At 62.8% G+C, this 22,568-nt stretch carries 21 protein-coding genes and 1 riboswitch; of the genes, 13 read left to right on the top strand and 8 right to left on the bottom strand.

The genetic code is table 11. The annotated features are described in order from the left end of the window. Positions 1-3 precede the first annotated feature (3 nt). The 3 genes from ABD806_RS17815 to ABD806_RS17805 all read left to right on the top strand — a co-directional run bounded on the left by ABD806_RS17815 (position 4) and on the right by ABD806_RS17805 (position 2,693). Positions 4-537 (top strand): FAD-linked oxidase C-terminal domain-containing protein, encoded by a 534-nt coding sequence (locus tag ABD806_RS17815; RefSeq protein ID WP_344960176.1) that lies wholly within the window; start codon positions 4-6, stop codon positions 535-537. 11 nt (positions 538-548) lie between these two features. Further along, positions 549-1,763, top strand: coding sequence for a glycolate oxidase subunit GlcF (gene glcF / locus ABD806_RS17810; protein ID WP_344960175.1), 1,215 nt, complete (start codon positions 549-551; stop codon positions 1,761-1,763). Between the two features lie 249 nt (positions 1,764-2,012). Beyond that, on the top strand, positions 2,013-2,693 hold the full coding sequence (locus ABD806_RS17805) for a TRAP transporter large permease subunit (RefSeq protein ID WP_344960174.1): 681 nt from the start codon (positions 2,013-2,015) through the stop codon (positions 2,691-2,693). Between the two features lie 52 nt (positions 2,694-2,745). On the opposite strand, the gene ABD806_RS17800 is transcribed toward ABD806_RS17805, so the two are convergent. Together ABD806_RS17800 and ABD806_RS17795 are read right to left on the bottom strand one after the other, a co-directional pair. Then, positions 2,746-5,022: a heavy metal translocating P-type ATPase gene (locus tag ABD806_RS17800; RefSeq protein WP_425583179.1), complete on the bottom strand. Its 2,277-nt coding sequence runs from the start codon at positions 5,020-5,022 to the stop codon at positions 2,746-2,748. Positions 5,023-5,078: 56 nt separating this feature from the next. Further along, a complete protein-coding gene (locus ABD806_RS17795) occupies positions 5,079-5,978 on the bottom strand; it encodes a LysR family transcriptional regulator ArgP (protein ID WP_344960172.1) in 900 nt (299 codons plus the stop codon). 177 nt (positions 5,979-6,155) lie between these two features. Here ABD806_RS17795 and ABD806_RS17790 point away from each other — a divergent pair, with 177 nt between their 5' ends. Both ABD806_RS17790 and ABD806_RS17785 read left to right on the top strand, forming a co-directional pair. Beyond that, positions 6,156-6,560 (top strand): ACT domain-containing protein, encoded by a 405-nt coding sequence (locus tag ABD806_RS17790; RefSeq protein ID WP_344960170.1) that lies wholly within the window; start codon positions 6,156-6,158, stop codon positions 6,558-6,560. A 70-nt stretch (positions 6,561-6,630) separates the two neighbouring features. Beyond that, a complete protein-coding gene (locus ABD806_RS17785) occupies positions 6,631-7,254 on the top strand; it encodes a LysE/ArgO family amino acid transporter (RefSeq protein WP_344960169.1) in 624 nt (207 codons plus the stop codon). On the opposite strand, the gene ABD806_RS17780 is transcribed toward ABD806_RS17785, so the two are convergent. From ABD806_RS17780 to ABD806_RS17760, 5 genes are all read right to left on the bottom strand, one after another. Beyond that, positions 7,249-9,006, bottom strand: a complete 1,758-nt coding sequence (locus ABD806_RS17780) for a trans-sulfuration enzyme family protein (protein ID WP_344960168.1) — start codon at positions 9,004-9,006, stop codon at positions 7,249-7,251. The two genes, ABD806_RS17785 and ABD806_RS17780, sit on opposite strands and share 6 nt — an antisense overlap. 281 nt (positions 9,007-9,287) lie before the next feature. Continuing rightward, the gene (locus tag ABD806_RS17775) at positions 9,288-10,556 is read right to left on the bottom strand and encodes an O-acetylhomoserine aminocarboxypropyltransferase/cysteine synthase family protein (protein WP_344960167.1); all 1,269 of its coding nucleotides are present in this window, start codon (positions 10,554-10,556) and stop codon (positions 9,288-9,290) included. A gap of 93 nt (positions 10,557-10,649) precedes the next feature. Then, complete coding sequence (locus tag ABD806_RS17770) at positions 10,650-11,045, bottom strand: GlcG/HbpS family heme-binding protein (RefSeq protein ID WP_344960166.1); 396 nt, start codon at positions 11,043-11,045, stop codon at positions 10,650-10,652. Positions 11,046-11,125: 80 nt separating this feature from the next. Further along, entirely contained in the window at positions 11,126-12,499 is a 1,374-nt protein-coding gene (locus ABD806_RS17765; RefSeq protein ID WP_344960165.1) for an ATP-binding protein, read from the bottom strand. Continuing rightward, positions 12,489-13,211 carry a response regulator gene (locus tag ABD806_RS17760; protein WP_344960164.1) on the bottom strand — a complete coding sequence of 241 codons (723 nt, stop codon included), beginning with the start codon at positions 13,209-13,211 and terminating at the stop codon, positions 12,489-12,491. The genes ABD806_RS17765 and ABD806_RS17760 overlap by 11 nt, the downstream gene beginning before the upstream one ends. A 176-nt stretch (positions 13,212-13,387) precedes the next feature. Here ABD806_RS17760 and ABD806_RS17755 point away from each other — a divergent pair, with 176 nt between their 5' ends. From ABD806_RS17755 to thiH, 7 genes are all read left to right on the top strand, one after another. Then, positions 13,388-13,873: a hypothetical protein gene (locus ABD806_RS17755; protein WP_344960163.1), complete on the top strand. Its 486-nt coding sequence runs from the start codon at positions 13,388-13,390 to the stop codon at positions 13,871-13,873. A 385-nt stretch (positions 13,874-14,258) separates the two neighbouring features. Then, positions 14,259-14,359: riboswitch (TPP riboswitch) on the top strand. Positions 14,360-14,444: 85 nt separating this feature from the next. Next, the gene (thiC, locus tag ABD806_RS17750; RefSeq protein WP_344960162.1) at positions 14,445-16,394 is read left to right on the top strand and encodes a phosphomethylpyrimidine synthase ThiC; all 1,950 of its coding nucleotides are present in this window, start codon (positions 14,445-14,447) and stop codon (positions 16,392-16,394) included. Beyond that, positions 16,391-17,923: a thiamine phosphate synthase gene (gene thiE / locus ABD806_RS17745; RefSeq protein ID WP_344960161.1), complete on the top strand. Its 1,533-nt coding sequence runs from the start codon at positions 16,391-16,393 to the stop codon at positions 17,921-17,923. The genes thiC and thiE overlap by 4 nt, the downstream gene beginning before the upstream one ends. Continuing rightward, positions 17,907-18,671: a HesA/MoeB/ThiF family protein gene (locus ABD806_RS17740; RefSeq protein ID WP_344960160.1), complete on the top strand. Its 765-nt coding sequence runs from the start codon at positions 17,907-17,909 to the stop codon at positions 18,669-18,671. Before thiE ends, ABD806_RS17740 begins: the two co-directional genes overlap by 17 nt. Beyond that, positions 18,652-18,852, top strand: a complete 201-nt coding sequence (gene thiS / locus ABD806_RS17735) for a sulfur carrier protein ThiS (RefSeq protein ID WP_344960159.1) — start codon at positions 18,652-18,654, stop codon at positions 18,850-18,852. Before ABD806_RS17740 ends, thiS begins: the two co-directional genes overlap by 20 nt. A 1-nt stretch (position 18,853) precedes the next feature. Then, positions 18,854-19,624, top strand: coding sequence for a thiazole synthase (locus tag ABD806_RS17730; RefSeq protein WP_344960158.1), 771 nt, complete (start codon positions 18,854-18,856; stop codon positions 19,622-19,624). Continuing rightward, entirely contained in the window at positions 19,621-20,742 is a 1,122-nt protein-coding gene (gene thiH, locus ABD806_RS17725; RefSeq protein WP_344960157.1) for a 2-iminoacetate synthase ThiH, read from the top strand. Before ABD806_RS17730 ends, thiH begins: the two co-directional genes overlap by 4 nt. Positions 20,743-21,183: 441 nt before the next feature. On the opposite strand, the gene ABD806_RS17720 is transcribed toward thiH, so the two are convergent. Then, positions 21,184-21,753: a TetR/AcrR family transcriptional regulator gene (locus ABD806_RS17720; RefSeq protein WP_344960156.1), complete on the bottom strand. Its 570-nt coding sequence runs from the start codon at positions 21,751-21,753 to the stop codon at positions 21,184-21,186. A gap of 107 nt (positions 21,754-21,860) precedes the next feature. Here ABD806_RS17720 and ABD806_RS17715 point away from each other — a divergent pair, with 107 nt between their 5' ends. Continuing rightward, positions 21,861-22,349, top strand: a complete 489-nt coding sequence (locus ABD806_RS17715) for an HPP family protein (RefSeq protein WP_425583178.1) — start codon at positions 21,861-21,863, stop codon at positions 22,347-22,349. Positions 22,350-22,568 lie beyond the last annotated feature (219 nt).

Raw genomic sequence — 22,568 nt, 5'->3', positions numbered from 1 at the left:
TCGATGCGGTGTACCGCCCCCCCGGCCGACGCGGCACTGGCCGAGATGAACCGACTGGCGGGCCAGCCCCGTCCGCTCACCGCGGCCTGCTGGCTGGACAACCGCCTTTATCTGCGCCTGGCCGGCGCCGCCAGCGCGGTAGACAGCACCGCCCGTCAATGGCCGGGAGAAATCCTGGAGGAGGGCGATGCCTTCTGGCGGGATCTGCGCGAACAGCGGCTCGCCTTCTTTGCCGGGGACGCGCCCCTGTGGCGCTTTTCGGTCGGCTCCACCGCCAGCCATGCGTTGCCCCGCTCCCCCTGGCTGCTCGACTGGGGTGGCAGTCAGCGCTGGCTGCGCGGCACCTTTGACAAGGCCGAGCTTGAGGCGTTGGCCGAGGCGGCGGGCGGCCAGGTGGCGCTGTTCCGCGGCGGCGACCGCCATGGTGAAGTGTTGCATACCCAGCCGGCGCCACTCCGCCAGCTCCAGCGGCGGATCAAGGCCGCCCTGGACCCGGACGGTATCTTCAACCCGGGCCGGCTCTACGGCTGGTTGTAAAGGACGATATCATGCGTACAGACATCCATGTGAAATACCTGGATCACCCCGAGATCCAGGAAGCCGAAGCCATACTGCGCAGTTGTGTGCATTGCGGTTTCTGCACCGCCACCTGTCCGACCTATCAGGAGCTGGGCGATGAGCGGGACGGCCCGCGCGGGCGTATCTATCTCATCAAGCAGATGCTGGAAAGCGGCGAGGTCAGCGAGAAATCCCAGACCCACCTGGATCGCTGCCTGACGTGCCGCAGCTGCGAAACCACCTGCCCCTCGGGGGTCAGATACGGCCGCCTGGCCGACATCGGCCGCGGCATCATGGAGCAGCAGTTGCCCCGGCCCGGCGGCCAGCGCCTGCTGCGCTGGGTGCTGCGTAAGGTGTTGCCCTATCCGTCCCGGTTCGGCCCCCTGCTGGCGCTGGGCCGGCTCGGCAAGCCCCTGTTGCCGGCGGCCTTGGCGGCCAAGGTCCCCCCAGCCCAGCAGGCCGGCACCTGGCCCGCCACCCGCCACCCCCGGTTCATGCTGGCGCTGGGCGGCTGTGCCCAGTCGACGGCCACCCCCAACACCAATGCGGCGGCGGCCCGGGTGCTCGACCGGCTCGGCATTCGCCTGCAGCAGGCGCCCGATGCGGGATGTTGCGGCGCGGTCAGCTACCACCTGTCGGCCCATGAGGAAGGGCTCGGCTTTATGCGCCGCAATATCGACGCCTGGTGGCCGCTCATCGAAGCCGGGGCCGAAGCCATCGTCATCAGCGCTTCCGGCTGTGGTGCCATGGTCAAGGAATACGGCGACAAGCTCAGGGAAGACCCTGCCTATGCGGACAAGGCGCGCCGGGTGAGTGAACTGGCCCGGGACCTGAGCGAGGTGCTGGCGGACGAGGACCTGAGCCGGCTGGGCCTGGCCGGCCAGGGCCGCAAGACGGCGGTACACTGCCCCTGTACCCTGCAGCACGCGCTCGGGCTGGGCGGCCAGGTGGAGGCCATACTGCGCAAGGCCGGGGTGGAGTTGACTCCGGTCAAGGACGGGCATCTCTGCTGCGGCTCGGCGGGCACCTATTCGGTGCTGCAGCCTACACTCAGCCAGCAGCTGCTGACCAACAAGCTGGCGGCGCTTACCGCAGGCGACCCCGAGCAGATCGTCACCGCCAACGTCGGCTGCCAGTTGCACCTGGCCAGCAAGGCCCAGGTGCCGGTCAAGCACTGGATAGAGCTGCTCGATCCCCGGGACTGAGCCGCAACGCAAGGTGATGCTCCCTGGCCGCCAGGGCCGACGGTGTTGCCAACAACCCTGAACAGGAGCCTGCCGGCTCCTGTTTGCGGTTGACTTTGCAATCCCCTTCATTCCACTATGGCGGACCGTCGTGTCGCCGCCCGTTCGGCTGGTGTTTTGTTCTACCCTGCCACGATTGGCTCTTCCTGTTCCCCGGCATCCTGGCCGGGCTGTCGCTGCTGCTGCCGGTGTGGTGGCTGGCCAGGCGCCATGGCTGGGAAGACCCGCAAAAAGGCGAGCGCCCGCCCCCTGAAGGAGAGCTTTGACCGGGCCCTGTCGGCACTGTTTGCCCCGGTGCTGATCCTCGGTGGCCTGCGTTCCGGCCTGTTTACCCCGACCGAAGCGGCGGTGGTGGCGGTGACCTACGGCCTGCTGGTGGGAATCGTCGTTTACCGCCAGCTGAGTCTCAGGGATGTATGGCATCTGCTGGGTGAGGCGGGGATGATTTCGGGGGTGGTGATGATCATTATCTCCCTGGCTGGCATCTTCGCCTGGGCCGGCACCACCCTCGGTACCTTCACCCATCTGGCCAACGGCTGGGTGCTGATGATGTTGATCATGGTGCTGGTGCTGCTGGCGGGCATGTTGCTGGATGCCATTTCCATTTATCTGATCATCACCCCCATACTGATCCCCTTGATGCAGCATTTCGGCTGGAACCCGATCTGGTTCGGTATCCTGCTGGCGATGGACATCGCCATCGGCCAGTTCACCCCGCCGGTGGCCATCAACCTGATGGCCACCACCCAGATTGCCGGCATCCGGCTGGAAAAAACCTGCGGTTGGGCATTGTTCTTTATGCTGACCATGCTCTCGGCGCTGGTGATGCTGTTCCCCGGCATCGCCCTGTGGCTGCCGGAGCGGCTGGGCTTTGTGGTCGGTGCCTGGTAAGGCGTGCGCGCGCAACATACAGACGAAAGCCCCCGCATCGCGGGGGCTTTTTTTATTTTCCGTCGTTTCGGAACCTCAGCAACCGCAGGGCATTGAGGGTGACCAGGGCGGTGGCGCCGGTATCGGCCAGCACCGCCAGCCACAGGCCGGTGATGCCGGTCAGGCTGGTGACCAGGAAGATGGCCTTGAGTCCCAGCGCCAGGGTGACGTTCTGGCGGATATTGGCATGGGTCGCACGGGATAGACGCACGGCGTCCGCTAAGCCGGTGAGCCGGCTGTGGGTGAGCGCGGCGTCGGCGGTGTCCAGCGCCACATCCGTGCCCTGGCCCATGGCGATGCCGACGCTGGCCTGCCTGAGGGCGGGGGCATCGTTGATGCCGTCCCCCACCATGGCCAGCGGCTGTTTCCCATTCAGCCGGGCAACGGCCTCCTGTTTGTCCCGGGGCTTGAGTCCGGCCCGGTATTCGATGCCCAGGTGTTCCGCCATCCGGGAGGCGACGGCCGGATTGTCGCCGGTCAGCATCAGGCAGCGGATATCCAGTTGCTGCAAGGCGCTGATCCCGGCCTGGGCATCGGCTCGCAGGCTGTCCCGGAAGGCGAACAGGGCGGCAACCTGTTTATCCAGGGTCAACACCACCAGGGTGCAGGCCTCGAGCTGCAGTGCCGACACCCGGGCCCGCTGTGGCGCGCTCAAGGCCTGCTCGGGCAAGTGGTCTGGGTTGCACAGCAGCAGCCGCTGTCCTTGCCATTTACCTTCGATACCGGCGCCGGGCAGGGTGCGCCTGTCGTCCATATGCCGGGGGACTATGCCTTCCCGGGCGGCGGCCTGCACCAGTGCCTTCGCCAGCGGATGATGGGAGCCGGACTCCAGGTTGGCGCTGAGCTGTAAGACCTGTTCACGCTTAAAGGGGGCGTAAACCTGCAGCTCCACCAGCTCCGGCCGGCCCGTGGTCAGGGTGCCGGTCTTGTCGAACGCCATGGTGCGGATCCTGCCCATCTGCTCGAGCGCCGCCCCGCCCTTGATCAGCACCCCCATGCGGGTGGCGGCGGCCAGCGCCGAGGTGACCGCCGCCGGGGTGGAAATCACCAGGGCACAGGGGCAGCCGATTAACAGCAACGCCAGGCCGCGATAGACCCAGGTTTCCCAGGCGGCGGCGAAGGCCAGCGGCGGCACCAGCATCACCAGCAGCGCCGCTAGCATCATGGCTGGGGTATACCAGCGGCTGAAGCGTTCGATAAAACGGGCGATGGGCGCCCGGTTGGCCTCGGCCTGCTCGATCAGGTGCAAAATCCGGTCGATGGCGTTGTGACCGGGTTGGGACTCGACCCGCACCCGCACCGCCATGTCCACCACCAGGCTGCCGGCGGCAAGATTATCGCCTTCCCGCTTGTCGATCGGCATCGACTCGCCGGTGAGGGCGCTGTCATCGAAGGCGGCGAGGGGGGAAAGCAGGGTACCGTCCACCGGTAGCCGGGCGCCGGGGTGGATTTCTATGGTATCGCCGGGCCTGAGCCGGTGAGCGTCGACCTGCTCGGTGCCGATGGCGGTGACCCGCAGGGCGGTGTCGGGCACCAATGTCATCAGCGATTTGACGCCGCGACGGGCCCGCTCGGCGGCCAGCCGTTCCAGTTTTCCGCCCACCATGAACAGCAGTAGCACCATGGCGGCCTCGGCGGTTTCGCCCAGCACCAGGGCGCCGAGGGCGGCGGCGGTCATCAGGGTTTCGATGGAAAAGGGGGAGCCGGTGCGGGCCAAGCGGCAGGCCCGCACGGCGACCGGCCAGAGCCCCCAGAGGGTGGCTAGGCTGAACAACAAGCCGCCGGCCGGCTCATAGCGGGTACTGACCAGGGCCGCCACTATCATCAGCAGCAACAGCAGGACGATATCCCAGTAGTCCCTGACATGGTCGGTCAGATGGCGTTTAGGTACCGCCGTTGATATAGCGGCACTGGCCGTGAAGCCGAAGCCGGCGATGTGGATGGTTCTTTCTATATCGGCCCTGGTCGTGGGGGCCTGCCAGCACACCTCCAGCCGCTCGGTGGCAAAGCGGATCTCGGCGCTCTGCACCCCGGGCAGCCGGCGCAGGGCGGTCTCTATCTTGGCGGCGCAGCTTGGGCAGTCCATGCCCTGGATTTGCCAGCGATGGCGCCCGGGGGCCGTGTCGCTTTCCTCATCGGGAGGGGAGTCGGACGAGGCGGTGGTGGCCGAAGGAATGTCGGCCTGTGGACCGCAGGTCACGCCTGGCTCGGTACGAGGTGCACAGCCGGCGGTATGCCGATGCCCGGCTGCCTTGTGCTTGGGTGATGAATGATGACAGCAAGATCCCATGGCGATTCTCCTTGTTGGTTATAGGAGGAGTTTAGACCCTGGAGGTATCTCCAGAGTCAAGGGGGGGGCAGAAACTGCCGGGCATGGTCGATCAGGCGCCGGGACAGATCCTTGTGAATGCCCCGCTCCAGCAGCCAACGGTGCCAGTACAGGGTCTGGATCAGCGGCTCCTGGGGATAAAGCTCCACCAGCCGGCCCCGGGCCAGATCGTCGGCAATCATCAGCCGGGGGTTCAGGCAATAGGCGGCGCCGGCGCGGGCGATGGCGACGAAGGCTTCGGATGAGCGCACCGTATGGCAGGGATAGTCGCCGGCGGCCAGGCCAAAATGCTGCTCGATATAGCGGGCATGCATGTCGTCCCGTTGATCGAAGGCCACCGCCGGCGCACGCAGCAGGGCGTCGATCCCCAGGCCATCGGCAAAGTAGCGGGCCTTGAACTCGGGGGTCGCCACCAGGATATAGTCCATCTGGCCCAGGCGGTCACAACGGCAGCCCGGCAGGGGTTTGGCGGACAGGCTGATGGCGCCGAAGGCCTCGCCGCTCTTCAGCTTGTCCAGGGTGCGGGATTCGTCCTCGACCAGCAGGTTCAGCTCGATGGGATGGGAATGCAGCAGGGGCGTCAGCGCCGGGATCAGCCAGGTGGCCAGGCTGTCGGCATTGACCGCTATGGTGACCCCCAGCGGTTTTTGCGGTGCGTCGGGCAGCAGCTCGGCCATCAGCGCGTTTTCCAGCTGGCTCACCTGCCGGTAATGGGCCAGCAGCTGCCGGCCGGCCTCGGTCGGCAGCGGCGGCTGGCTCCGCACCAGCAGGGGCTGGGCCAGGCGCAGTTCCAGCTGTTTGATGCGCTGGGACACCGCCGACTGGGTCAGGTGCAGCAGGCGGGCGGCGCCTTCGAAGCTTTGCTCGCTCACTACCTTGTCCAGGGCTTCCAGCAGCTTGTAGTCCAGTTCGCTCATTAATGCTTCCCGTTATTAATTATTCTTATGATGATGAAATTTTATTAGTTTTACTAAACTTTAGCCTTTCTCTAGTCTGGCTTCCATTGTTTAAGTCGCCCATGAATAGCAAGCCGATAACGGCAGGTATCGGGGGCCTTCAGGCAATCAAGTTGCTGCAATAACGAGGACAAGGCTATGCCGGGAATGGTTGAGTTGGATGAATTATTGACATCCATGTCACCCGAGATTCAAGAGGGTGAATATGTATTCTGTACGGTCGAGGGTGATTATTCGGACTATGTACAGTTGAATCCGCTGGCTTGTTTCAGGGAAGCAGAAGGTTTGACCTTGATAGTGTTGGCCGAAACGGCACAACAGGCCGAGCTGACATTTGACGCCAGATTCAGGCAAATCACGTTAACGGTGCATTCGAGCCTGGAGGCGGTAGGTCTGACGGCGGCAGTAGCGGAAAAGTTGGCATCGTATGGCATCAGTGCAAATGTGGTCGCCGCCTATTATCACGATCATGTGTTTGTGCAATCGGAAAAAGCAGAAGCCGCCTTGTCGGCCTTGAAAGAGTTTGCCCAAGGTATGAGCTGAATAGCCAGTCTGGTATTGAAGGGGGCGGAACAACCGTCCCCCTCGCGTGATTTAACAGGAGTGCGGCGTTATGTATTGGTTTCCCTGGATACAGGGGTTTACGCTGGGGGCGGGGCTGATTATTCCCATCGGGGCGCAGAATGCTTTCGTGCTCAATCAGGGGATGCGGCGGCAATACCACATTTTGGTGGCGTCCATCTGCAGCTTGTTCGATGTGCTGTTGATAAGCCTGGGGGTGTTCGGTGGTGGTGCCGCCCTGCAGTCTCATGGCGTGCTCTATTGGGGCATCAGCCTGGCGGGCATGGTGTTTTTGCTGTTGTACGGGGCGCACTGCTGGCGCCGGGTGTTCCAGCAAGGGCAGTCGGTGGCGCTGAACGGGCGTGAACGGGGGCTGAAGGCGGTGATCATCGGGGTGCTGGCGGTGACCCTGCTTAATCCACAGGTCTATATTGAAACCGTGATGATAATGGGCTCGGTCGGCGGTGGTTTTGCCGAACGGGACAAATGGGCCTTCGCCCTAGGTTGTTTCAGCGCCTCGCTGCTGTGGTTCTTCACCCTGGCGCTGGCGGCGGCCCGGATGAGCGCCTGGCTCAGCCGGCCCTGGGTACAGAAAACCATGGATGGCGCCATCGGCACCCTAATGTGGCTGCTGGCCGCCAAGCTGGCCCTGGGACTGGGCGAGAGCCTGCTATAACAGCTCGGTCAGCCTGCTCTGCTGTGTTAACCGTTGCCGGTGCACGGCCAGGGTGGTGACGTCGACCAGTTCGTCTACCCGCTCCGGGGCCATAAAGCGCGCGCTGAAGCCGGGGCTGACGGGATCGATATGCAGGCGTGTGGCCAGGATAATATGGGCGATCAGCTCCCGTACCCGCTCTATGCCCATGGCCACCCTGATGCCGGTCCGGCTGATGCCGGCGGCGGCCAGGGCGGCATCGTCCAGTTCGGAATGGGACGTCAGCGCCGGGCAGAGCACCAGGGTATTGGTCTGGCCCAGGCTGACCATATGGCTGAAGGCCGGCTCCAGGGCATCGAAGAAGCGCACGAAGGCTTCCCGGGGCAGCTTGGCCGGCTCCAGATCAAAGGTGAACAGCGGGCTGGGCAGGCCGAGCTCGAGCAGCTGTCGGCGCAAGCCGGCGTTGGGGTGATCCTCCAGGGCGTGGGAGTTCACCCGGATCTGCGGATGGGAATCCAGGAAGCGGGTAAACACCAGGGTATTGATGCACTTGGCCAGCATGCGCAGCTCCAGGGTCTTCAGCCCCGTCATCACCTCATAGGCCTTGTCGCCGTCGAGAAAGGCTCCCTTGATGTAATATACCTGCCAGAACAGGGTTTGCTCCCAGCCAGGTTCGCCCTTGGGCAGGAACATGCGTGGTTGTTCACCGATGACCACCCCGGCGGTGGTACTGCCGGTGCCGCTCAGATCCTTGGTATAGGAGTGGATGACGAAGTCCGGCCGTTCGTTCTTGTCCGGTCTTTGCAGGGGGCGAAACAGCACGGGGGTGGCCAGGGTGGCGTCGAGCATCACCAGGGCGCCGGCCCGGTGGCTGTGCCGGCAGATGGCGGGCACATCCAGCATCAGGCCATGGGGGTTGCAGGGTGACTCCAGATAGATCCGCAGCCGGGCGCCCCGGTCCAGAGCCTCCCGGTGGTCGGCGAGCAGCCGTTGCAGGGCCTGCTGGAATTCATCGCCGGTGGTGCCGTCGAACCAGGCCAGGGTAACCCCCAGCTTCTGTGGACGGGCATAATAATCCTGCAGCAGCTGATGCACGCCTCCATAGACATTGCGGCTGACCAGCAGTATGTCGTGACGTTCCAGCACCGTGCCCAGCAGGGCGTCGATGGCGGCCATCCCGGAATTGAAGTTCCAAGCCAGATAGTCGGCGCTGTGGTGGCCGGCCTCTAGCTCGACCATGGTATTGGCCAGCGCCAGGGAGGTGGGGTTGAGCAGCCGGGTGTAGATGGGATGGCTGGATTCCCTCCCCTGGAAGGCATCGTCTATCCATTCGGTACAGGCATAGACATAGGTGGCGGTGCGCACTATCACCGGGTTGGCGGAAAATAGCGCCGGCACTCGATCGAACAGCGGATAGGGGCCCTTGGCCAGGCGAGAACCCAGCTCCATGTTCAATCCGCGCCATTGCTGGCGGAAGGGGGTCTGCAGGTTTTCCAGCACCTTGGCCAGCTGAAAGGCGAGAAACTTCTTGGCGTTGAAACGGCTGACCTGCTGCTCGGGGGGGAGGCTGTCGAGGGTGTCCCGGGTCAGCTGCCAGAGCGCGTGAATATCCTGGTTGGTGCGGTTGAGGTTGAGCACCGCCTGGCCCAGGCGCTGGCCGTAGGGGCTGTCGGGCTCTATGCCGAAATGCTGCAGTTGTTCTGTGACCAGGGCCTGCTCATCCTGGGCCAGGCTGGAATGACGACGGGGCGATAACTCCGGATTAACGGACATGACTGGCTCCTGTTCGGGCATATCCTCAAGCATGGCCGAGGATGGTTGAAAGGGCCAGAGATAACCCCTGTTGTCCCTGGGTGACAAACAGGGTGCGTAGAAGCCGGCAGGTGGTGAAAGGGAGGATTCGCTCAGCCGGCCATCCGCATCAGGGATAATGCGGCTGAGCGTACAGGGAGGTATTCACAGCGAGCCGGGGGAGCGAACCCTTTTGCCGCCCAGAATCAGGCCCTGTTTTTACCGCATCCAGGTTCCCATGCTTTGCGTGGGAACGCAGATGTTCAGGCCTCCAGCGCCTGACTCAGGTCGGCGATGATATCGTCACTGTGCTCGATACCGATGGACAGGCGGATCATCTCGGGCTTGACCCCGGCCTGGGCCTGCTCGGCCTCGCTCATCTGGCGATGGGTGGTGGACGCCGGGTGGCAGGCCAGGGACTTGGCGTCACCTATGTTCACCAGTCGCTTGATAAGCTGGAGCGCATCGTAGAAACGCACCCCGGCGCCATAACCGCCCTTCAGGCCGAACGACAGTATGGCCGACGGCTTGCCGTCCATAAAGCGCTGGGCCCGCTCAAAATCCGGGTGTTCCTTTAGTCCCGCATAGTTGACCCAGGCCACCTGTGGGTGGTTTTGCAGGAACTCGGCCACCTTGAAGGTGTTTTCCACATGGCGTTCCATGCGCAGCGGCAGGGTTTCCAGGCCCTGCAGCAGCAGGAAGGCGTTGAGCGGTGCCAGGGCGCTGCCGGTATTGCGCAGCGGCACGGTACGGGCCCGGGCGATAAAGGCGGCGGGGCCGAAGGTGTCGGTATAGACCACCCCGTGGTAGGCCGGCTCGGGCTCGTTGAACAGTGGGAAGCGGGTCTTGTGTTCCGCCCAGGGGAACTTGCCGCTGTCGACGATGATGCCGCCCAGGGAGTTGCCGTGGCCGCCGATGTACTTGGTGAGCGAGTGGACCACAATGTCGGCACCGAACGAGATCGGCTTGCACAGCATGGGGGTGGCCACCGTGTTGTCGACGATCAGCGGCACGCCTCGGGCGTGGGCGGCGTCGGCAAGGCCCTGGATATCGGCGACATTGCCCGCCGGGTTGCCGATACTTTCGCAGTATACCGCCTTGGTGTTGTCGTCGATCAGGCGGGCGACGGCTTCCGGGCTGGCATCATCGGCGAAGCGCACCTCTATCCCCAGGCTGGGCAGCATATGGGCGAACAGGGTGTAGGTGCCGCCGTACAGTTGGGGGGTGGTGATGATGTTGTCGCCGCTCCGGGCCAGGGTGAGGATGGCGTAGTGGATGGCGGCGCTGCCCGCCGAGACCACCAGGCCGGCGATGCCCCCTTCGAGGGCGGCGACCCGCTGTTCCAGCACGTCGTTGGTGGGGTTCATGATGCGGGTATAGATGTTGCCCGGTACTTCCAGGTTGAACAGGTCGGCACCATGCTGGGCGCTGTCAAATTCATAGGCCACCGTCTGGTAGATGGGGGTGGCCACGGATTTGGTGGTGGGATCCGTGGTGTAGCCGTGATGAACAGCCAGGGTTGCGTCTTTCATGGGGCCTTTCCTTGTGCCTGATCGCCGGAGTATCCGGGTGTCATTTGACCCAAGACTGTAGGAATTTTCCCCCTGGCTGTAAAGCGCTCTCGCTTAACCCATTATCTGAAGAATGGCCTGTTCGGCGATGGCCTTGTCCTGTTCGGCATTGGCTCCGGAGATGCCGATAGCGCCCAGCAGCCGGCCATCGATATGCAACGGCAGGCCGCCGGCAAAGGCGACCAGGCCGCCGTTGGTGTGTTCCATGCCGGTCAGCTCGGCATGACGGATGATCTCGCCGAACTGTTCGGCGGGCATGGGAAACAGCACGGCGGTGCGGGCTTTCTTGAGTGCGACCTCGATGGAGCCGAGCATGGCGCCGTCCATCCGGTTGAAGGCGAGCAGGTGGGCTCCGCCATCGACGATGGCGATATTGACCCTGACGCCGAGCTGGACGGCATGTTCCCGGGCGGCCTTCAGCATGGCCTGGGCTTGTTCTTCCTTGAGCATGAAATGACCTTTTTTGAGCGTTCACTTATTTGATACTGGCGCCCAGTATTGGTTTTTATTCCATGACAATCAAGTACTTGTTAACGGGGCAGTACCACAGTGGCCAGCAGCCCGCCCCGGGTGTGGTTGGCGAGTTCCAGGCTGCCACCATGCTGGTGGATCAGGGTGCGGGCGATGGCCAGGCCCAGGCCGACGCTGCCGTCTTCCAGGTTGCGGGCGCTGTCCAGGCGGATAAAGGGCTTGAACACCTCCTCCAGCTGTTGCTCCGGAATACCGGGGCCATGGTCGTGCACCAGGATACGCACCGACTCCTTGCCGGCCAGCAGCCGTACCTCGACCTTGCCGCCGTATTTCACGCCGTTGTCGAGCAGGTTCTGCAGGGCTCGGCGCAAGGCGGTGGGGCGGCCGCGATAGATGATGGGCGCCTGCTCGACTAGGGAGACATCATGGCCGTTGTCCTGCAGATCGTCGCACAGGCTTTCCAGCAGGCTGGGCAGGTCTAGATCCCGTACCGGCTCGGCCAAGCCATCTTCCCGGGCAAACTGCAGGGTGGCGTTGAGCATCTGTTCCATTTGTTTCAGTCCCGCCTGCAGTTTGTGCTTGTCTTCGCCGTCGGGCAGGAACTCGGTGCGCAGCCGCAGGCTGGTGATGGGGGTGCGCAGGTCGTGGGAGATCGCCGCCAGCATGCGGGTGCGATCGGACACGAACCTGTCCAGCCGGTCCTGCATGCGGTTGAAGGCCGCCAGGGTTTCACAAATTTCTCGCGGCCCGCTCTCGGGGACGGGCTCGGCCTTGTCGCCCCGGCCCAGGCGTTCGGCCTGCCGGGCCAGCTCCTTGAGCGGGCGGGTGGTCCGCTGCAGCAGCCAGATCATCAGCCCGGTCAGCAGGCCGGCGAGCAGCACCAGCGACAGCACGGCCTTAACCGACCAACCCGGGGTTTCCCGGTCCGTCAGCGAGGTGAAATGCAGCCACTGGCCATTGGCCAGCTCGATGGCGCCATAGAGGCGGATATCCGGCAGCGGTGGTCGCCGGCCGAGGTGGCGATGGTGATGAGGGTGGGGCGGCAGCTCGAGCACCCCGTTGCGGGTTTCGGCGCTGATGATCACGGCCCTCCCGGGAGGATAGTCCAGCTTGGCCCGCACTATATGTTCGAGTTTGGCGTTGCGCGCGGCCGGCTCGGGGCGGGAGGCATCGATGGTCAGCAGCAGGGTTTCGCTGCGGCTGGCCTTCAGGATCTCTGATCTCAGCTCACCGGGTACCTCGTTGAGCAGGCGGGTGGCGGCGGTCAGCCGTTGCAGGGTAAAACGGCTGTTGACCAGCCCCAGCGCCTCTTCCCGCTCCAGGCGATAGATTTGTACGCTGATCAGCTGGATCAGCAGCAGGGCAAACAGCGCCACCAGGACGATTTGTCCGGCCAGGCTGCCGGCCCAATAACCGAGGCGATTAATCCACATGGCTGATGTCGGCGACCAGCATATAGCCCCCGCCCCAGATGGTTTTGATCAGTGTCGGATTCTTGGAGTCCGGCTCCAGCTTGCGCCGCAGCCGGCTGACCAGGGTGTCGATGGCGCGGTCGAAGGCCTGGGCTTCCCGGCCCCGGGCCAGATCCAGCAGCTGGTCCCGACTCAGCACCCGGTTGGGATGCTGGATAAACACCCTGAGCAGATCAAACTCGGCGGTGCTTAGGCTGATGGTCACGCCTTTATCATCCAGCAGCTCGCGACGGGCCATATCCAGGGTCCACTGGTTAAAGCGGATCTGCCGCTGCTCTTTTGATGCCTGGCTCAGGCCCGGTTCGGGATTGCGCCTGAGTACCGCCTTGATCCTGGCCAGCAGCTCCCGGGGATTGAAGGGTTTGGGCAGGTAGTCGTCGGCGCCCATTTCCAGGCCGACGATGCGGTCGGTATCTTCGCCCATGGCGGTGAGCATGATGATGGGCACCTCGCTGGTGGCCCTGAGTTCCCGGCACAGGCTCAGGCCGTCTTCGCCGGGCAGCATCAGGTCCAGGATGATCAGATCGACCGGCTGGCGGGCCAGCTGCTGGCGCATCTCCCTGCCGTCCCGGGCGCCGGAGACCAGATAGCCGTGCTGCTCCAGGAAGCGTTTTAGCAAATCGCGTATTTCGCTGTGATCGTCCACCACCAGCAGGTGCCTGCCTTTGTTCATCTCTGTCCCCGATTGGTCTATAGGGCCAGTATAAGGTGGTTTTGGCGGCAATTAATGTCAAAGTGTGTCAGCCGACAAAGGCGTCACACTTTGCTACAAAAAAGGGCGAGCCAGACACAGTTTGCTGACAGCCGGCTGTTTTACTTAGCCTCGAACCCACACGAGAGGTAGAGACCATGAACACCAAAAAAACCGTATTGCTGCTTGCCGCCACCCTGCTTGCCGCCCCCGTGCTGGTCAGCGCCGTCGAATCCAGCGGTGCCGAACCAACGGGCACGAAATGGTCCCATGGTGAGCGCAAAGGGCAGGGTGACGGTGGACAGCGGATGGGCGAAACAGGCCATCATGGCGGTGAGGGCCGTCATGGCATGGGCCATCACCGCATGAAAATGGATCCGCAGAAGTTCGAGCAGCGGCTCGTCAAACGGCTGGAGCAGATGGACAGCCCGGCGCTGAAGAAACAGTACCTGGCCAGCCAGAGCGCCCGCCTGGAAGCTATGGAACAGCAAATGATCCTGCACCGTATGCTGGCGGAGAGCCGGGCCGACAAGATGGAAGACGCCGAGCTCAAGCAGGCCACCCTGGAGAAGATAGCGGCCGACAGCCGGTTGAAACAGCAGCAGTTGCAGCTGATGAAGGAAGCGCTCGGCAAGCTGCAATGATCCTGTTAAACCGTAACGTCCAGCGGTAAAGGCAAAAGGACAAGCTCCGGCGACCCACCGCGTCAGGGTCGAAAAATGCTCCTGCATTTTCGACATTTCCGCCATCCATGGCGGTCAGATGACGCGGTGGAGCGTACAGGGATGTCTTCACAGCGTGTCGGCAGAGTGGGCCTTTTGGCGTTTTTCACACGATGGCTGACTTTGTCAGGAAACAAGCTCCGCAAGGAGCCCTGTTATTGAAAATACCGCCTCTGGTCCGCCAAGAAAACCGCAACTGGCCCTTTTAAAAAACGGCTTATCTTTGTTTACAAAGGGTTAAAAAAAGTTTATGTGAATTGCATGCGGCGGCTTTGCTTTTTCCGGCGGGCTCTGGTTATACTGGCCGCACATCTTGTCGGAGTGCCCCTTGGGCTGAGACCGCATACGCGGGATCCGTTGAACCTGATCAGGCTAATACCTGCGAAGGGAAGCAAGTGAGAATCGGGCCCTAACATCCAACCCTCCCGGTTCTTCTTCAACACTCCTGGCAAGCATTCTTAACATACCTAATGGACGCAAAGGTGAGATTGCTATGTCAAAAATAAACAGACGTGAAATACGCAGCCAGGCTCAGGAATATATTCACTCCCTCAAGGGCGAGCCCTTCCCCAATTCCGGCCGTATTTATGTCGAAGGCTCACGTCCCGATCTGCTGGTCGGCATGCGGGAAATCCGCCTAGCCGACAGCTTTAAGGGCGGCACCCAGGAAAATCCCATCCTCGAGCCCAATGCGCCTATCCCCGTCTATGACACCGCCGGCCCCTATGGCGATCCCGAGTCCGAACTGGATGTCCGCAAGGGCCTGCCTCAGCTGCGCCGCCAGTGGATCCTCGAGCGTAACGATACCGAGGAGCTGGAAGGCGTGACCTCTCAGTTTACCCAGCAGCGCATGGCCGACGACGGCCTGGATCACCTGCGCTTCGAACACATGCCCAAGCCGCGCAAGGCCAAGGTGGGCGCCTGTGTTACCCAGATGCACTATGCCCGCAAAGGCATCATCACCCCCGAGATGGAATATATCGCCATCCGTGAAAACATGGGCCGCGAGCGGGTGCGGGACGAAATGCTGCTCAAGCAGCACCCGGGTCAGAACTTCGGTGCCAACCTGCCGGAAAACATCACCCCCGAATTTGTGCGCAAGGAAGTAGCCGAAGGTCGCGCCATCATCCCCGCCAACATTAACCATGCCGAATCCGAGCCGATGATCATTGGCCGCAACTTCCTGGTGAAGATCAACGCCAACATCGGCAACTCGGCGGTGACTTCCAGCATAGAGGAAGAAGTCGAGAAGCTGGTGTGGTCCACCCGCTGGGGTGCGGACACCGTGATGGATCTGTCCACCGGCCGTTACATCCACGAGACCCGTGAATGGATCCTGCGCAACAGCCCCGTGCCCATCGGCACAGTGCCCATCTATCAGGCGCTGGAAAAGGTCAACGGCGTGGCCGAAGACCTGACCTGGGAAGTGTTCCGCGACACCCTGATCGAACAGGCCGAGCAGGGCGTGGACTATTTCACCATCCACGCCGGCGTGCTGCTTCGCTATGTGCCCATGACCGCCAAGCGGGTCACCGGCATCGTTTCCCGCGGTGGTTCCATCATGGCCAAGTGGTGCCTGTCGCACCACAAGGAAAGTTTCCTGTACGAGCACTTCCGTGAAATCTGTGAAATCTGTGCCGCCTACGACGTGTCCCTGTCCCTGGGTGACGGCATGCGTCCCGGCTCCATCGCCGACGCCAACGACGAAGCCCAGTTCTCCGAACTCTATACCCTGGGCGAGCTGACCAAGGTCGCCTGGGAATACGACGTGCAGGTGATGATCGAAGGCCCCGGCCACGTGCCCATGCATATGATCAAGCGCAACATGGAAGAACAGCTGGAGCATTGCCACGAGGCGCCCTTCTATACCCTGGGCCCGCTGACCACCGACATCGCTCCTGGCTACGACCACTTCACCTCCGGCATCGGCGCCGCCATGATCGGCTGGTTCGGTTGCGCCATGTTGTGCTACGTGACCCCCAAGGAGCACCTGGGCCTGCCCAACAAGGAAGATGTCAAGGAAGGCCTGATCACCTACAAGATCGCCGCCCATGCCGCCGACCTGGCCAAGGGCCATCCGGGCGCTCAAATTCGCGACAATGCCATGTCCAAGGCCCGCTTCGAGTTCCGCTGGGAAGACCAGTTCAACCTGGCCCTGGATCCGCAGACCGCCCGTGACTACCACGACGAAACCCTGCCCCAGGAATCCGGCAAGGTGGCCCACTTCTGTTCCATGTGCGGACCCAAGTTCTGCTCCATGAAGATCACCCAGGAAGTGCGTGACTACGCCGCCGCCCAGGAAGCCATAGCGGTACAGCTGGTGGACATGGACGGCAACAACGAAACCGTGGTCGCCGGCATGGCGCAGATGTCCGAAGAGTTCAAGAAGCGCGGCGGTGAGCTGTATCACCAGGCCGACAAGCTGGAGCAGGAAAAGGCATGAACCGACCCATTGTCTGGACCATAGCCGGCTCAGACTCGGGCGGCGGGGCCGGCATCCAGGCCGACCTGCACACCATCAAGGCGTTTGGCGGCCACGGCTGTTCGGTGATCTCCTCGATCACCGCGCAGAACTCGGTCACCGTATCCATGGTCGAGCCGGTGCTGATGCAGGTATTTACCAGCCAGCTGGCGGCACTGGAGAGCGACATGCAGGCCGGTGCCATCAAGATTGGCCTGCTGCCCACCGGGCTGCACGCCGAGGTGCTGGCCAAACACCTGCAGGAATATCGCAGGCAATGGCCGGTCAAGCCCTATGTGGTGCTGGATCCTGTAGCGGTGGCCAGTTCCGGGCGGGCGATGGCCGATGCCAACCTGCTGCCGGCGCTGCAACGGCAGTTGTTGCAGCAGGTGGATCTGGTGACCCCCAACGCCCTTGAGCTGGAAGCGCTGTCGGGCATCGTGCCCGACTCGCCCGAGGGGCTCAGGGCCGGTGCCGCCGCCCTGCTGGCGGCGGGTGCCGGGGCCGTGCTGGTTAAGGGCGGCCATCTGACCTGGCCGGCCGAGCAGGCGGTGGATTATTACACCGATGGCGAGCGCGAGATCTGGCTGGCCAGCCCGCGGCTGGAAACGGCTCATGGGCACGGTACCGGCTGTACCCTGGCGTCGGCCATCGCCACCGCCATTGCCCAGGATTATCCGATTGAGGACGCCCTGGTGCTGGCCAAGGCCTATATCAACCAAGGGCTGCAAGGTGCCGACTTTGTCGGCCGGGGCGCGGGTCCGGTCGCTCATCTGGGCTGGCCGGAAAACCCGGCGGATTTCCCGACCGTGGTGATGCCGGGCTCCGAGTTGGGCGACCGGCTGGGGCTGACCGGCAAGTTGCCGCAAGGCCGGTTCGCGGCCATGGATACCTTGAACCTGGGGCTTTACCCTGTGGTGGATACCGTGGCTTGGCTGGAGCGGCTGCTGACCCTGGGCGTGCGCACCTTGCAGCTGCGTATCAAGGACAAGGCAGACGCCGAGGTCGAGGCCGATATCCAGGCGGCGGTGGCGCTGGGCCGGCGCTTTAATGCCCGATTGTTCATCAACGACTACTGGCGGTTGGCCATCAAGCACGGCGCTTACGGCGTGCACCTGGGCCAGGAAGATATCGAAGTGGCGGATCTGGAGGCCATTCGCGCCGCCGGTCTCAAGCTGGGTCTTTCCACCCACGGCTATTACGAGATGTTGCGGGCCCGGGAGCTTAAGCCTTCTTATCTGGCGCTGGGCCATATCTTCCCGACCAGGACCAAGGACATGCCGTCCCGGCCCCAGGGGCTGGAGCGGCTTGACCGCTACGTGGCGCTGATGGCGGCGGAGTTTCCGCTGGTGGCGATCGGCGGCATCAGCCGCGAACGGGTGCCGCTGGTGGCTGCCACCGGGGTCGGCAGCATCGCCCTGGTGACCGCCATTACCGAGGCACAGGATCCGGACGCCACCACCCTTGAGCTGTTGGCACTGGTGGAGGGGGACAATGCTCAGCGACAATGAGTTTTTACGCTACAGCCGGCACCTGTTGCTGGAGGACGTGGGCGAAGCGGGCCAGCTTAGGCTGAAAAATGCCGCCGTGCTGATCGTCGGCCTGGGCGGCCTAGGTTCGCCCGCCGCCCAGTACCTGGCGGCGGCCGGGGTCGGCACCCTGTGGCTGGCGGATCATGATCTGGTGGACGTCAGCAACCTGCAACGCCAGACCCTGTACGACATCGGCAGCCTGCAGCACAGCAAGGCGGAAACGGCGCGGGAGAAGCTGTTGCAGCTGAACCCGGAGATCGAAATGATTGCCATCAACCAGCGCCTGGATGCAGACACCCTCGGTGATTTTGTCGCCGAAGTGGATCTGGTGCTGGACTGCACCGACAACATGGCCACCCGCCAGGCGATCAATGCTGCCTGCTATGCCTGGGGCAAGCCGCTGATCATCGGCGCGGCCATCCGTTTCGAAGGCCAGTTGCTGGCGCTGGACCCGGCAGCCGGGCACGGTTGCTACCGCTGCCTCTATGGCCCGGACATCAGCGAACGGCTCAATTGCAGCAACTCCGGGGTGATCGGCCCAGTGGTGGGCACCATAGGCCTGCTGCAGGCACTGGAAGCCATCAAGTGGCTGACCGGCACCGGCACAGTGCCGCTGGGGCAGCTCAAGCTGTTCGATGCCAAGGCGCACAGCTGGCAGACCCTGCGGGTACCCAAGGATCCTGGCTGCCCCGTGTGTGGAGAAAAAAATGCAAGTCACAGTCAATGAAGAATCCCTGCAACTGACCCCCGGCACCAGCCTGCAAGGCATGCTGGCCCAGTTGCAGCAAGACAAGCCCGGGGTGGCGGTGGCCCTGAACCAGCAGGTGGTGGCCCGCTCGCAATGGTCACAGATCACCCTTAACGGGGGTGATCAGATCACCCTGTTCCACGCCATAGCCGGAGGCTGACATGAGCCTGATCATCGCCGATAAAACCTTCAACTCCCGGCTGTTTACCGGCACGGGCAAGTTCAGCGACAGCGCCACCATGCAGGCGGCCTTTACCGCCACCGGCACCGAGCTGGTGACCATGGCGCTGAAACGGGTCGACCTGAAAAACCACAGCGACGACATCTTGCCGCCGCTGCTGGAATTAGGCGTCAATCTGCTGCCCAACACCTCGGGCGCCAGGGACGCCGACGAGGCGCTGTTCGCCGCCCGGCTGGCGCGGGAAGCCCTGGGCACCAACTGGCTCAAGCTTGAGATACACCCGGATCCTAAGTATCTGCTGCCCGATCCCATCGAGACCCTGAAGGCCGCCGAGCGGCTGGTCAAGGACGGCTTTATCGTGCTGCCTTACTGCGGCGCCGATCCCGTGTTGTGCAAGCGGCTGGAAGAGGTGGGCTGCGCGGCGGTGATGCCGCTGGGCGCGCCGATCGGCTCCAATAAGGGTCTGGTGACCCACGATTTCCTGGAAATCATCATCGAGCAGGCCAATGTGCCCGTGGTGGTGGACGCCGGCATCGGCGCACCCAGTCACGCGGCTTATGCCATGGAGCTGGGCGCCGATGCGGTGCTGGTCAATACCGCCATCGCGGTGGCCGGCGATCCGATAGCCATGGGCGAGGCCTTCAGGCTGGCGGTGAGCGCCGGGCGCATGGCCTATGAGGCAGGGCTGGCCGGACAGAGTCGCCATGCCCAGGCGTCCAGCCCGCTGACCGCCTTCCTGGAGACCCTATGAGCTTCTTCGATGTCTGGTCATCCATGGACTGGGATGACATCAAGATGAGTATCTACGGCAAGCAGGCGCGGGACGTGGAGCGGGCGCTGGCCAAGCCGAAGCGGGATTTGCAGGACTTTATGGCGCTGATTTCACCGGCGGCCGAGCCCTACCTGGAGCGGATGGCCCAGCAGTCTTATCAACTGACCCGCCAGCGCTTCGGCAACACGGTGGGCTTCTATATCCCCCTGTATCTGTCGAACCTGTGCGCCAACGACTGCACCTATTGCGGCTTTTCCATGAGCAACCGGCTCAAGCGCAAAACCCTGAGCGAGGCGGAAATCGAGCAGGAATGCCTGGCGATCAAGGCCATGGGCTTCGATACCGTGCTGCTGGTGACCGGCGAGCACGAGGGTAAGGTGGGGCTGGCCTACTTCAAGCAGATGCTGCCGATCATCAAGCGTCACTTCAGCTATGTGATGATGGAGGTGCAGCCGCTGTCCGAGGCCGAATACGCCGAGCTTCGCCAGTACGGCCTTGACAGCGTCATGGTCTATCAGGAGACCTACCAGCACCTGACCTATGATCAGCACCATATCCGCGGCAAGAAGAAGGACTTCCGCTGGCGGCTGGAAACCCCGGACCGCCTGGGCCGGGCCGGCATCGACAAAATCGGCCTGGGCGCCCTGTTCGGCCTGGAGGACTGGCGGGCCGACAGTTTCTACGTGGCGGCGCACCTGCGCTACCTGCAGAAGCATTACTGGAAAACCCGCTACTCGGTGTCGTTCCCGCGCCTTAGGCCCTGTACCGGCGGCCTGGAGCCCAAGTCGATCATGACCGACCGTCAGCTGGTGCAGTTGATCTGCGCCTACCGGCTGTTCGACGGCGAGCTGGAGTTGAGCCTGTCTACCCGCGAGGCCCGGGAATTCCGCGACAAGGTGATCCCGCTGGGGGTAACCAGCATCAGTGCCGGCTCCAAGACCCAGCCCGGCGGCTACGTGGCCGACGACGAGGCAGAGTTGGAGCAGTTTGAGATCGACGACGATCGCAGCCCGGCCGAGGTGGCCAGGGCGATCGCCGCCACCGGCCTGCAACCGGTATGGAAGGACTGGGACAACAGCTATTCCGCCAGCCGCTAATCGCAAAAGGCCCGTGAATGCGGGTCTCTTGCGTTGTCAGGGCCTGACTTGCAATGAGGCCCCAATGGCCTCATTGCACCCGGCCTGGGCTCATACCTATCGCATTAAACATTCGATCTTTTTGACTGTCATACCAATCCCGGACAAAGGGCCCACTCCGCCGACTAGCTCAAGCACATCCTTGTGATGCTCAGCACATGACATCTGACCGCCAGGGATGGCGGGAATGCCGGAACGGCAGGCGCATTTTTCGGTCCTGCCATGTGATGGTCGGTGGAGCAGCTCCTTTGTCCCCTTGATGCTCCGGCGTCACCTGTTAGTACTGCCAGCGGATAACTCGGTGTAGCAGAAGAGGCGTTCTCTATTGCCTCTAGGGTACAGACCAAAAGTCTGATCAGATGCTTAAGGTAATTGGTATCATGCCATTACAGCCCCTGTTACCTAATCGGCCGCCAGGCGCAGGGCCAGCTCCCCGGCGGTGATGGCGGCTCGTTTTTCTCCTTGCACATGGGCCTGCACTATGGCCCCCTCCTTCAACAGGCCCAGGGTCTGCGCCAGCCGGCTGGTGGCCGGTGCCGCCGTACCCGTCCGTCGCAGGTAATCCGCGAGCATGTTCACCACGGCCGCTTTGTGCCGGGCACACAGCCGGTGTATCTCGTGCCCGGGCTCACCGTATTCCCCGCAGGTATTGATAAAGAAGCAGCCGTGAAAGGTGGTCAGCTGTTCGACCCGATCATTGAACCAGTCATCCAGCGCCATAAACAGGGTATGGATCAACCCCGTTACCGTTTGCTCCCCCTCTGCCAACCGGGCGTTTAGCCACTCCAGATAGGCGGCGTCCCGGTAGGCCACCACGGCGGCAACCAGCGCCTCTTTGCTGGAAAAGTGGTGATACAGAGTTTTCTTGGCGACGCCCGAGACCTGCAGGATCTGGTTGATGCCCACGGCGTGGATGCCGTGCCGGTAAAACAGGTCGAAGGCGGTCACCACGAGCTGCTGTCGTTTATCCATGAGTTTCTCCCGTGTGTGCATGCATATTGACAGGGGTATACCAATCTGTCTACTCTTGCTCTGTGTGTAGACAGATCGGTCTGCTTCTTGACGGGGGAGGATTTATTATGAGCGGCGAGAACGGCGTTTTCCGCCTGGCGGCACGCTATCCGGCCTTAGTGGCGGGCCTGGGCGCCATGCTGTGTATTACCACCCTGGCCGAGCTGGACGGCCTGAATGCTTCCAGCCTGTGGCTGATGGCACCTTTCGGCGCCACCATGGTGATTCTGTTTGGCCTGCCGGAGAGTCCGCTGGCCCAGCCCTGGAATATCTTTTTTGGTCATCTGCTGACGACCTTGGTGGGCCTGGTGATTTTAACGCTCTTTGGGGTGCAACCCTGGTCGCTGGGTTTGGCGGTGGGGCTGGCGGTGAGCCTGATGCTGCTGACCGATACCACCCACCCGCCGGCCGGGGCCAACCCGCTGATCGTGATGCTGGCTGGCCAGGACTGGGGCTTTTTGTGGTCGCCGGTGGCCCTGGGGGCGGGGCTGATTATCATTGGCGGCCTGGTATTTCACCGCAGTACCGGCCGACGTTATCCTGTGCGCTGGCGATAGGCGTGATCTTTGAGTTCTGGCGTTAATCTGCCGAGTTACCCATGAACAGTAGACACCTTCTATAGTTAGGTTTACGCCTGACGGGGAGGTTTAAGATGGCCAGGAAAAAATATCAGCACTATACCGAGGAGTTAAGGCGTGAAGCGGTCAAACGTTAGAAGTCGCACAGTAGCAGAGCGTTGTGGTTAAAAATATGAGGCGACACTAATCAATGCACGA

The organism is Zobellella aerophila (assembly GCF_039539325.1).
GTDB lineage: Bacteria > Pseudomonadota > Gammaproteobacteria > Enterobacterales > Aeromonadaceae > Oceanimonas > Oceanimonas aerophila.
Note: the sequence above shows the minus strand (reverse complement) of the source record. Positions and strands in the feature narration are given on the sequence as shown.

What these genes read in the sequence shown, in the direction of transcription:
- thiC (WP_344960162.1), top strand. Translation starts at nt 14,445, where the DNA reads ATGTCAAAAATAAACAGACGTGAAATACGCAGCCAGGCTCAGGAATAT.
- ABD806_RS17715 (WP_425583178.1), top strand. Translation starts at nt 21,861, where the DNA reads ATGAGCGGCGAGAACGGCGTTTTCCGCCTGGCGGCACGCTATCCGGCC.
- ABD806_RS17740 (WP_344960160.1), top strand. Translation starts at nt 17,907, where the DNA reads ATGCTCAGCGACAATGAGTTTTTACGCTACAGCCGGCACCTGTTGCTG.
- thiE (WP_344960161.1), top strand. Translation starts at nt 16,391, where the DNA reads ATGAACCGACCCATTGTCTGGACCATAGCCGGCTCAGACTCGGGCGGC.
- ABD806_RS17755 (WP_344960163.1), top strand. Translation starts at nt 13,388, where the DNA reads ATGAACACCAAAAAAACCGTATTGCTGCTTGCCGCCACCCTGCTTGCC.
- thiS (WP_344960159.1), top strand. Translation starts at nt 18,652, where the DNA reads ATGCAAGTCACAGTCAATGAAGAATCCCTGCAACTGACCCCCGGCACC.
- ABD806_RS17785 (WP_344960169.1), top strand. Translation starts at nt 6,631, where the DNA reads ATGTATTGGTTTCCCTGGATACAGGGGTTTACGCTGGGGGCGGGGCTG.
- ABD806_RS17805 (WP_344960174.1), top strand. Translation starts at nt 2,013, where the DNA reads ATGGCTGGGAAGACCCGCAAAAAGGCGAGCGCCCGCCCCCTGAAGGAG.
- ABD806_RS17795 (WP_344960172.1), bottom strand. Translation starts at nt 5,978, where the DNA reads ATGAGCGAACTGGACTACAAGCTGCTGGAAGCCCTGGACAAGGTAGTG.
- ABD806_RS17770 (WP_344960166.1), bottom strand. Translation starts at nt 11,045, where the DNA reads ATGCTCAAGGAAGAACAAGCCCAGGCCATGCTGAAGGCCGCCCGGGAA.
- ABD806_RS17730 (WP_344960158.1), top strand. Translation starts at nt 18,854, where the DNA reads ATGAGCCTGATCATCGCCGATAAAACCTTCAACTCCCGGCTGTTTACC.
- ABD806_RS17815 (WP_344960176.1), top strand. Translation starts at nt 4, where the DNA reads ATGCGGTGTACCGCCCCCCCGGCCGACGCGGCACTGGCCGAGATGAAC.
- ABD806_RS17775 (WP_344960167.1), bottom strand. Translation starts at nt 10,556, where the DNA reads ATGAAAGACGCAACCCTGGCTGTTCATCACGGCTACACCACGGATCCC.
- ABD806_RS17765 (WP_344960165.1), bottom strand. Translation starts at nt 12,499, where the DNA reads ATGTGGATTAATCGCCTCGGTTATTGGGCCGGCAGCCTGGCCGGACAA.
- ABD806_RS17760 (WP_344960164.1), bottom strand. Translation starts at nt 13,211, where the DNA reads ATGAACAAAGGCAGGCACCTGCTGGTGGTGGACGATCACAGCGAAATA.
- ABD806_RS17800 (WP_425583179.1), bottom strand. Translation starts at nt 5,022, where the DNA reads ATGGGATCTTGCTGTCATCATTCATCACCCAAGCACAAGGCAGCCGGG.
- ABD806_RS17780 (WP_344960168.1), bottom strand. Translation starts at nt 9,006, where the DNA reads ATGTCCGTTAATCCGGAGTTATCGCCCCGTCGTCATTCCAGCCTGGCC.
- ABD806_RS17720 (WP_344960156.1), bottom strand. Translation starts at nt 21,753, where the DNA reads ATGGATAAACGACAGCAGCTCGTGGTGACCGCCTTCGACCTGTTTTAC.
- ABD806_RS17790 (WP_344960170.1), top strand. Translation starts at nt 6,156, where the DNA reads ATGCCGGGAATGGTTGAGTTGGATGAATTATTGACATCCATGTCACCC.
- glcF (WP_344960175.1), top strand. Translation starts at nt 549, where the DNA reads ATGCGTACAGACATCCATGTGAAATACCTGGATCACCCCGAGATCCAG.
- thiH (WP_344960157.1), top strand. Translation starts at nt 19,621, where the DNA reads ATGAGCTTCTTCGATGTCTGGTCATCCATGGACTGGGATGACATCAAG.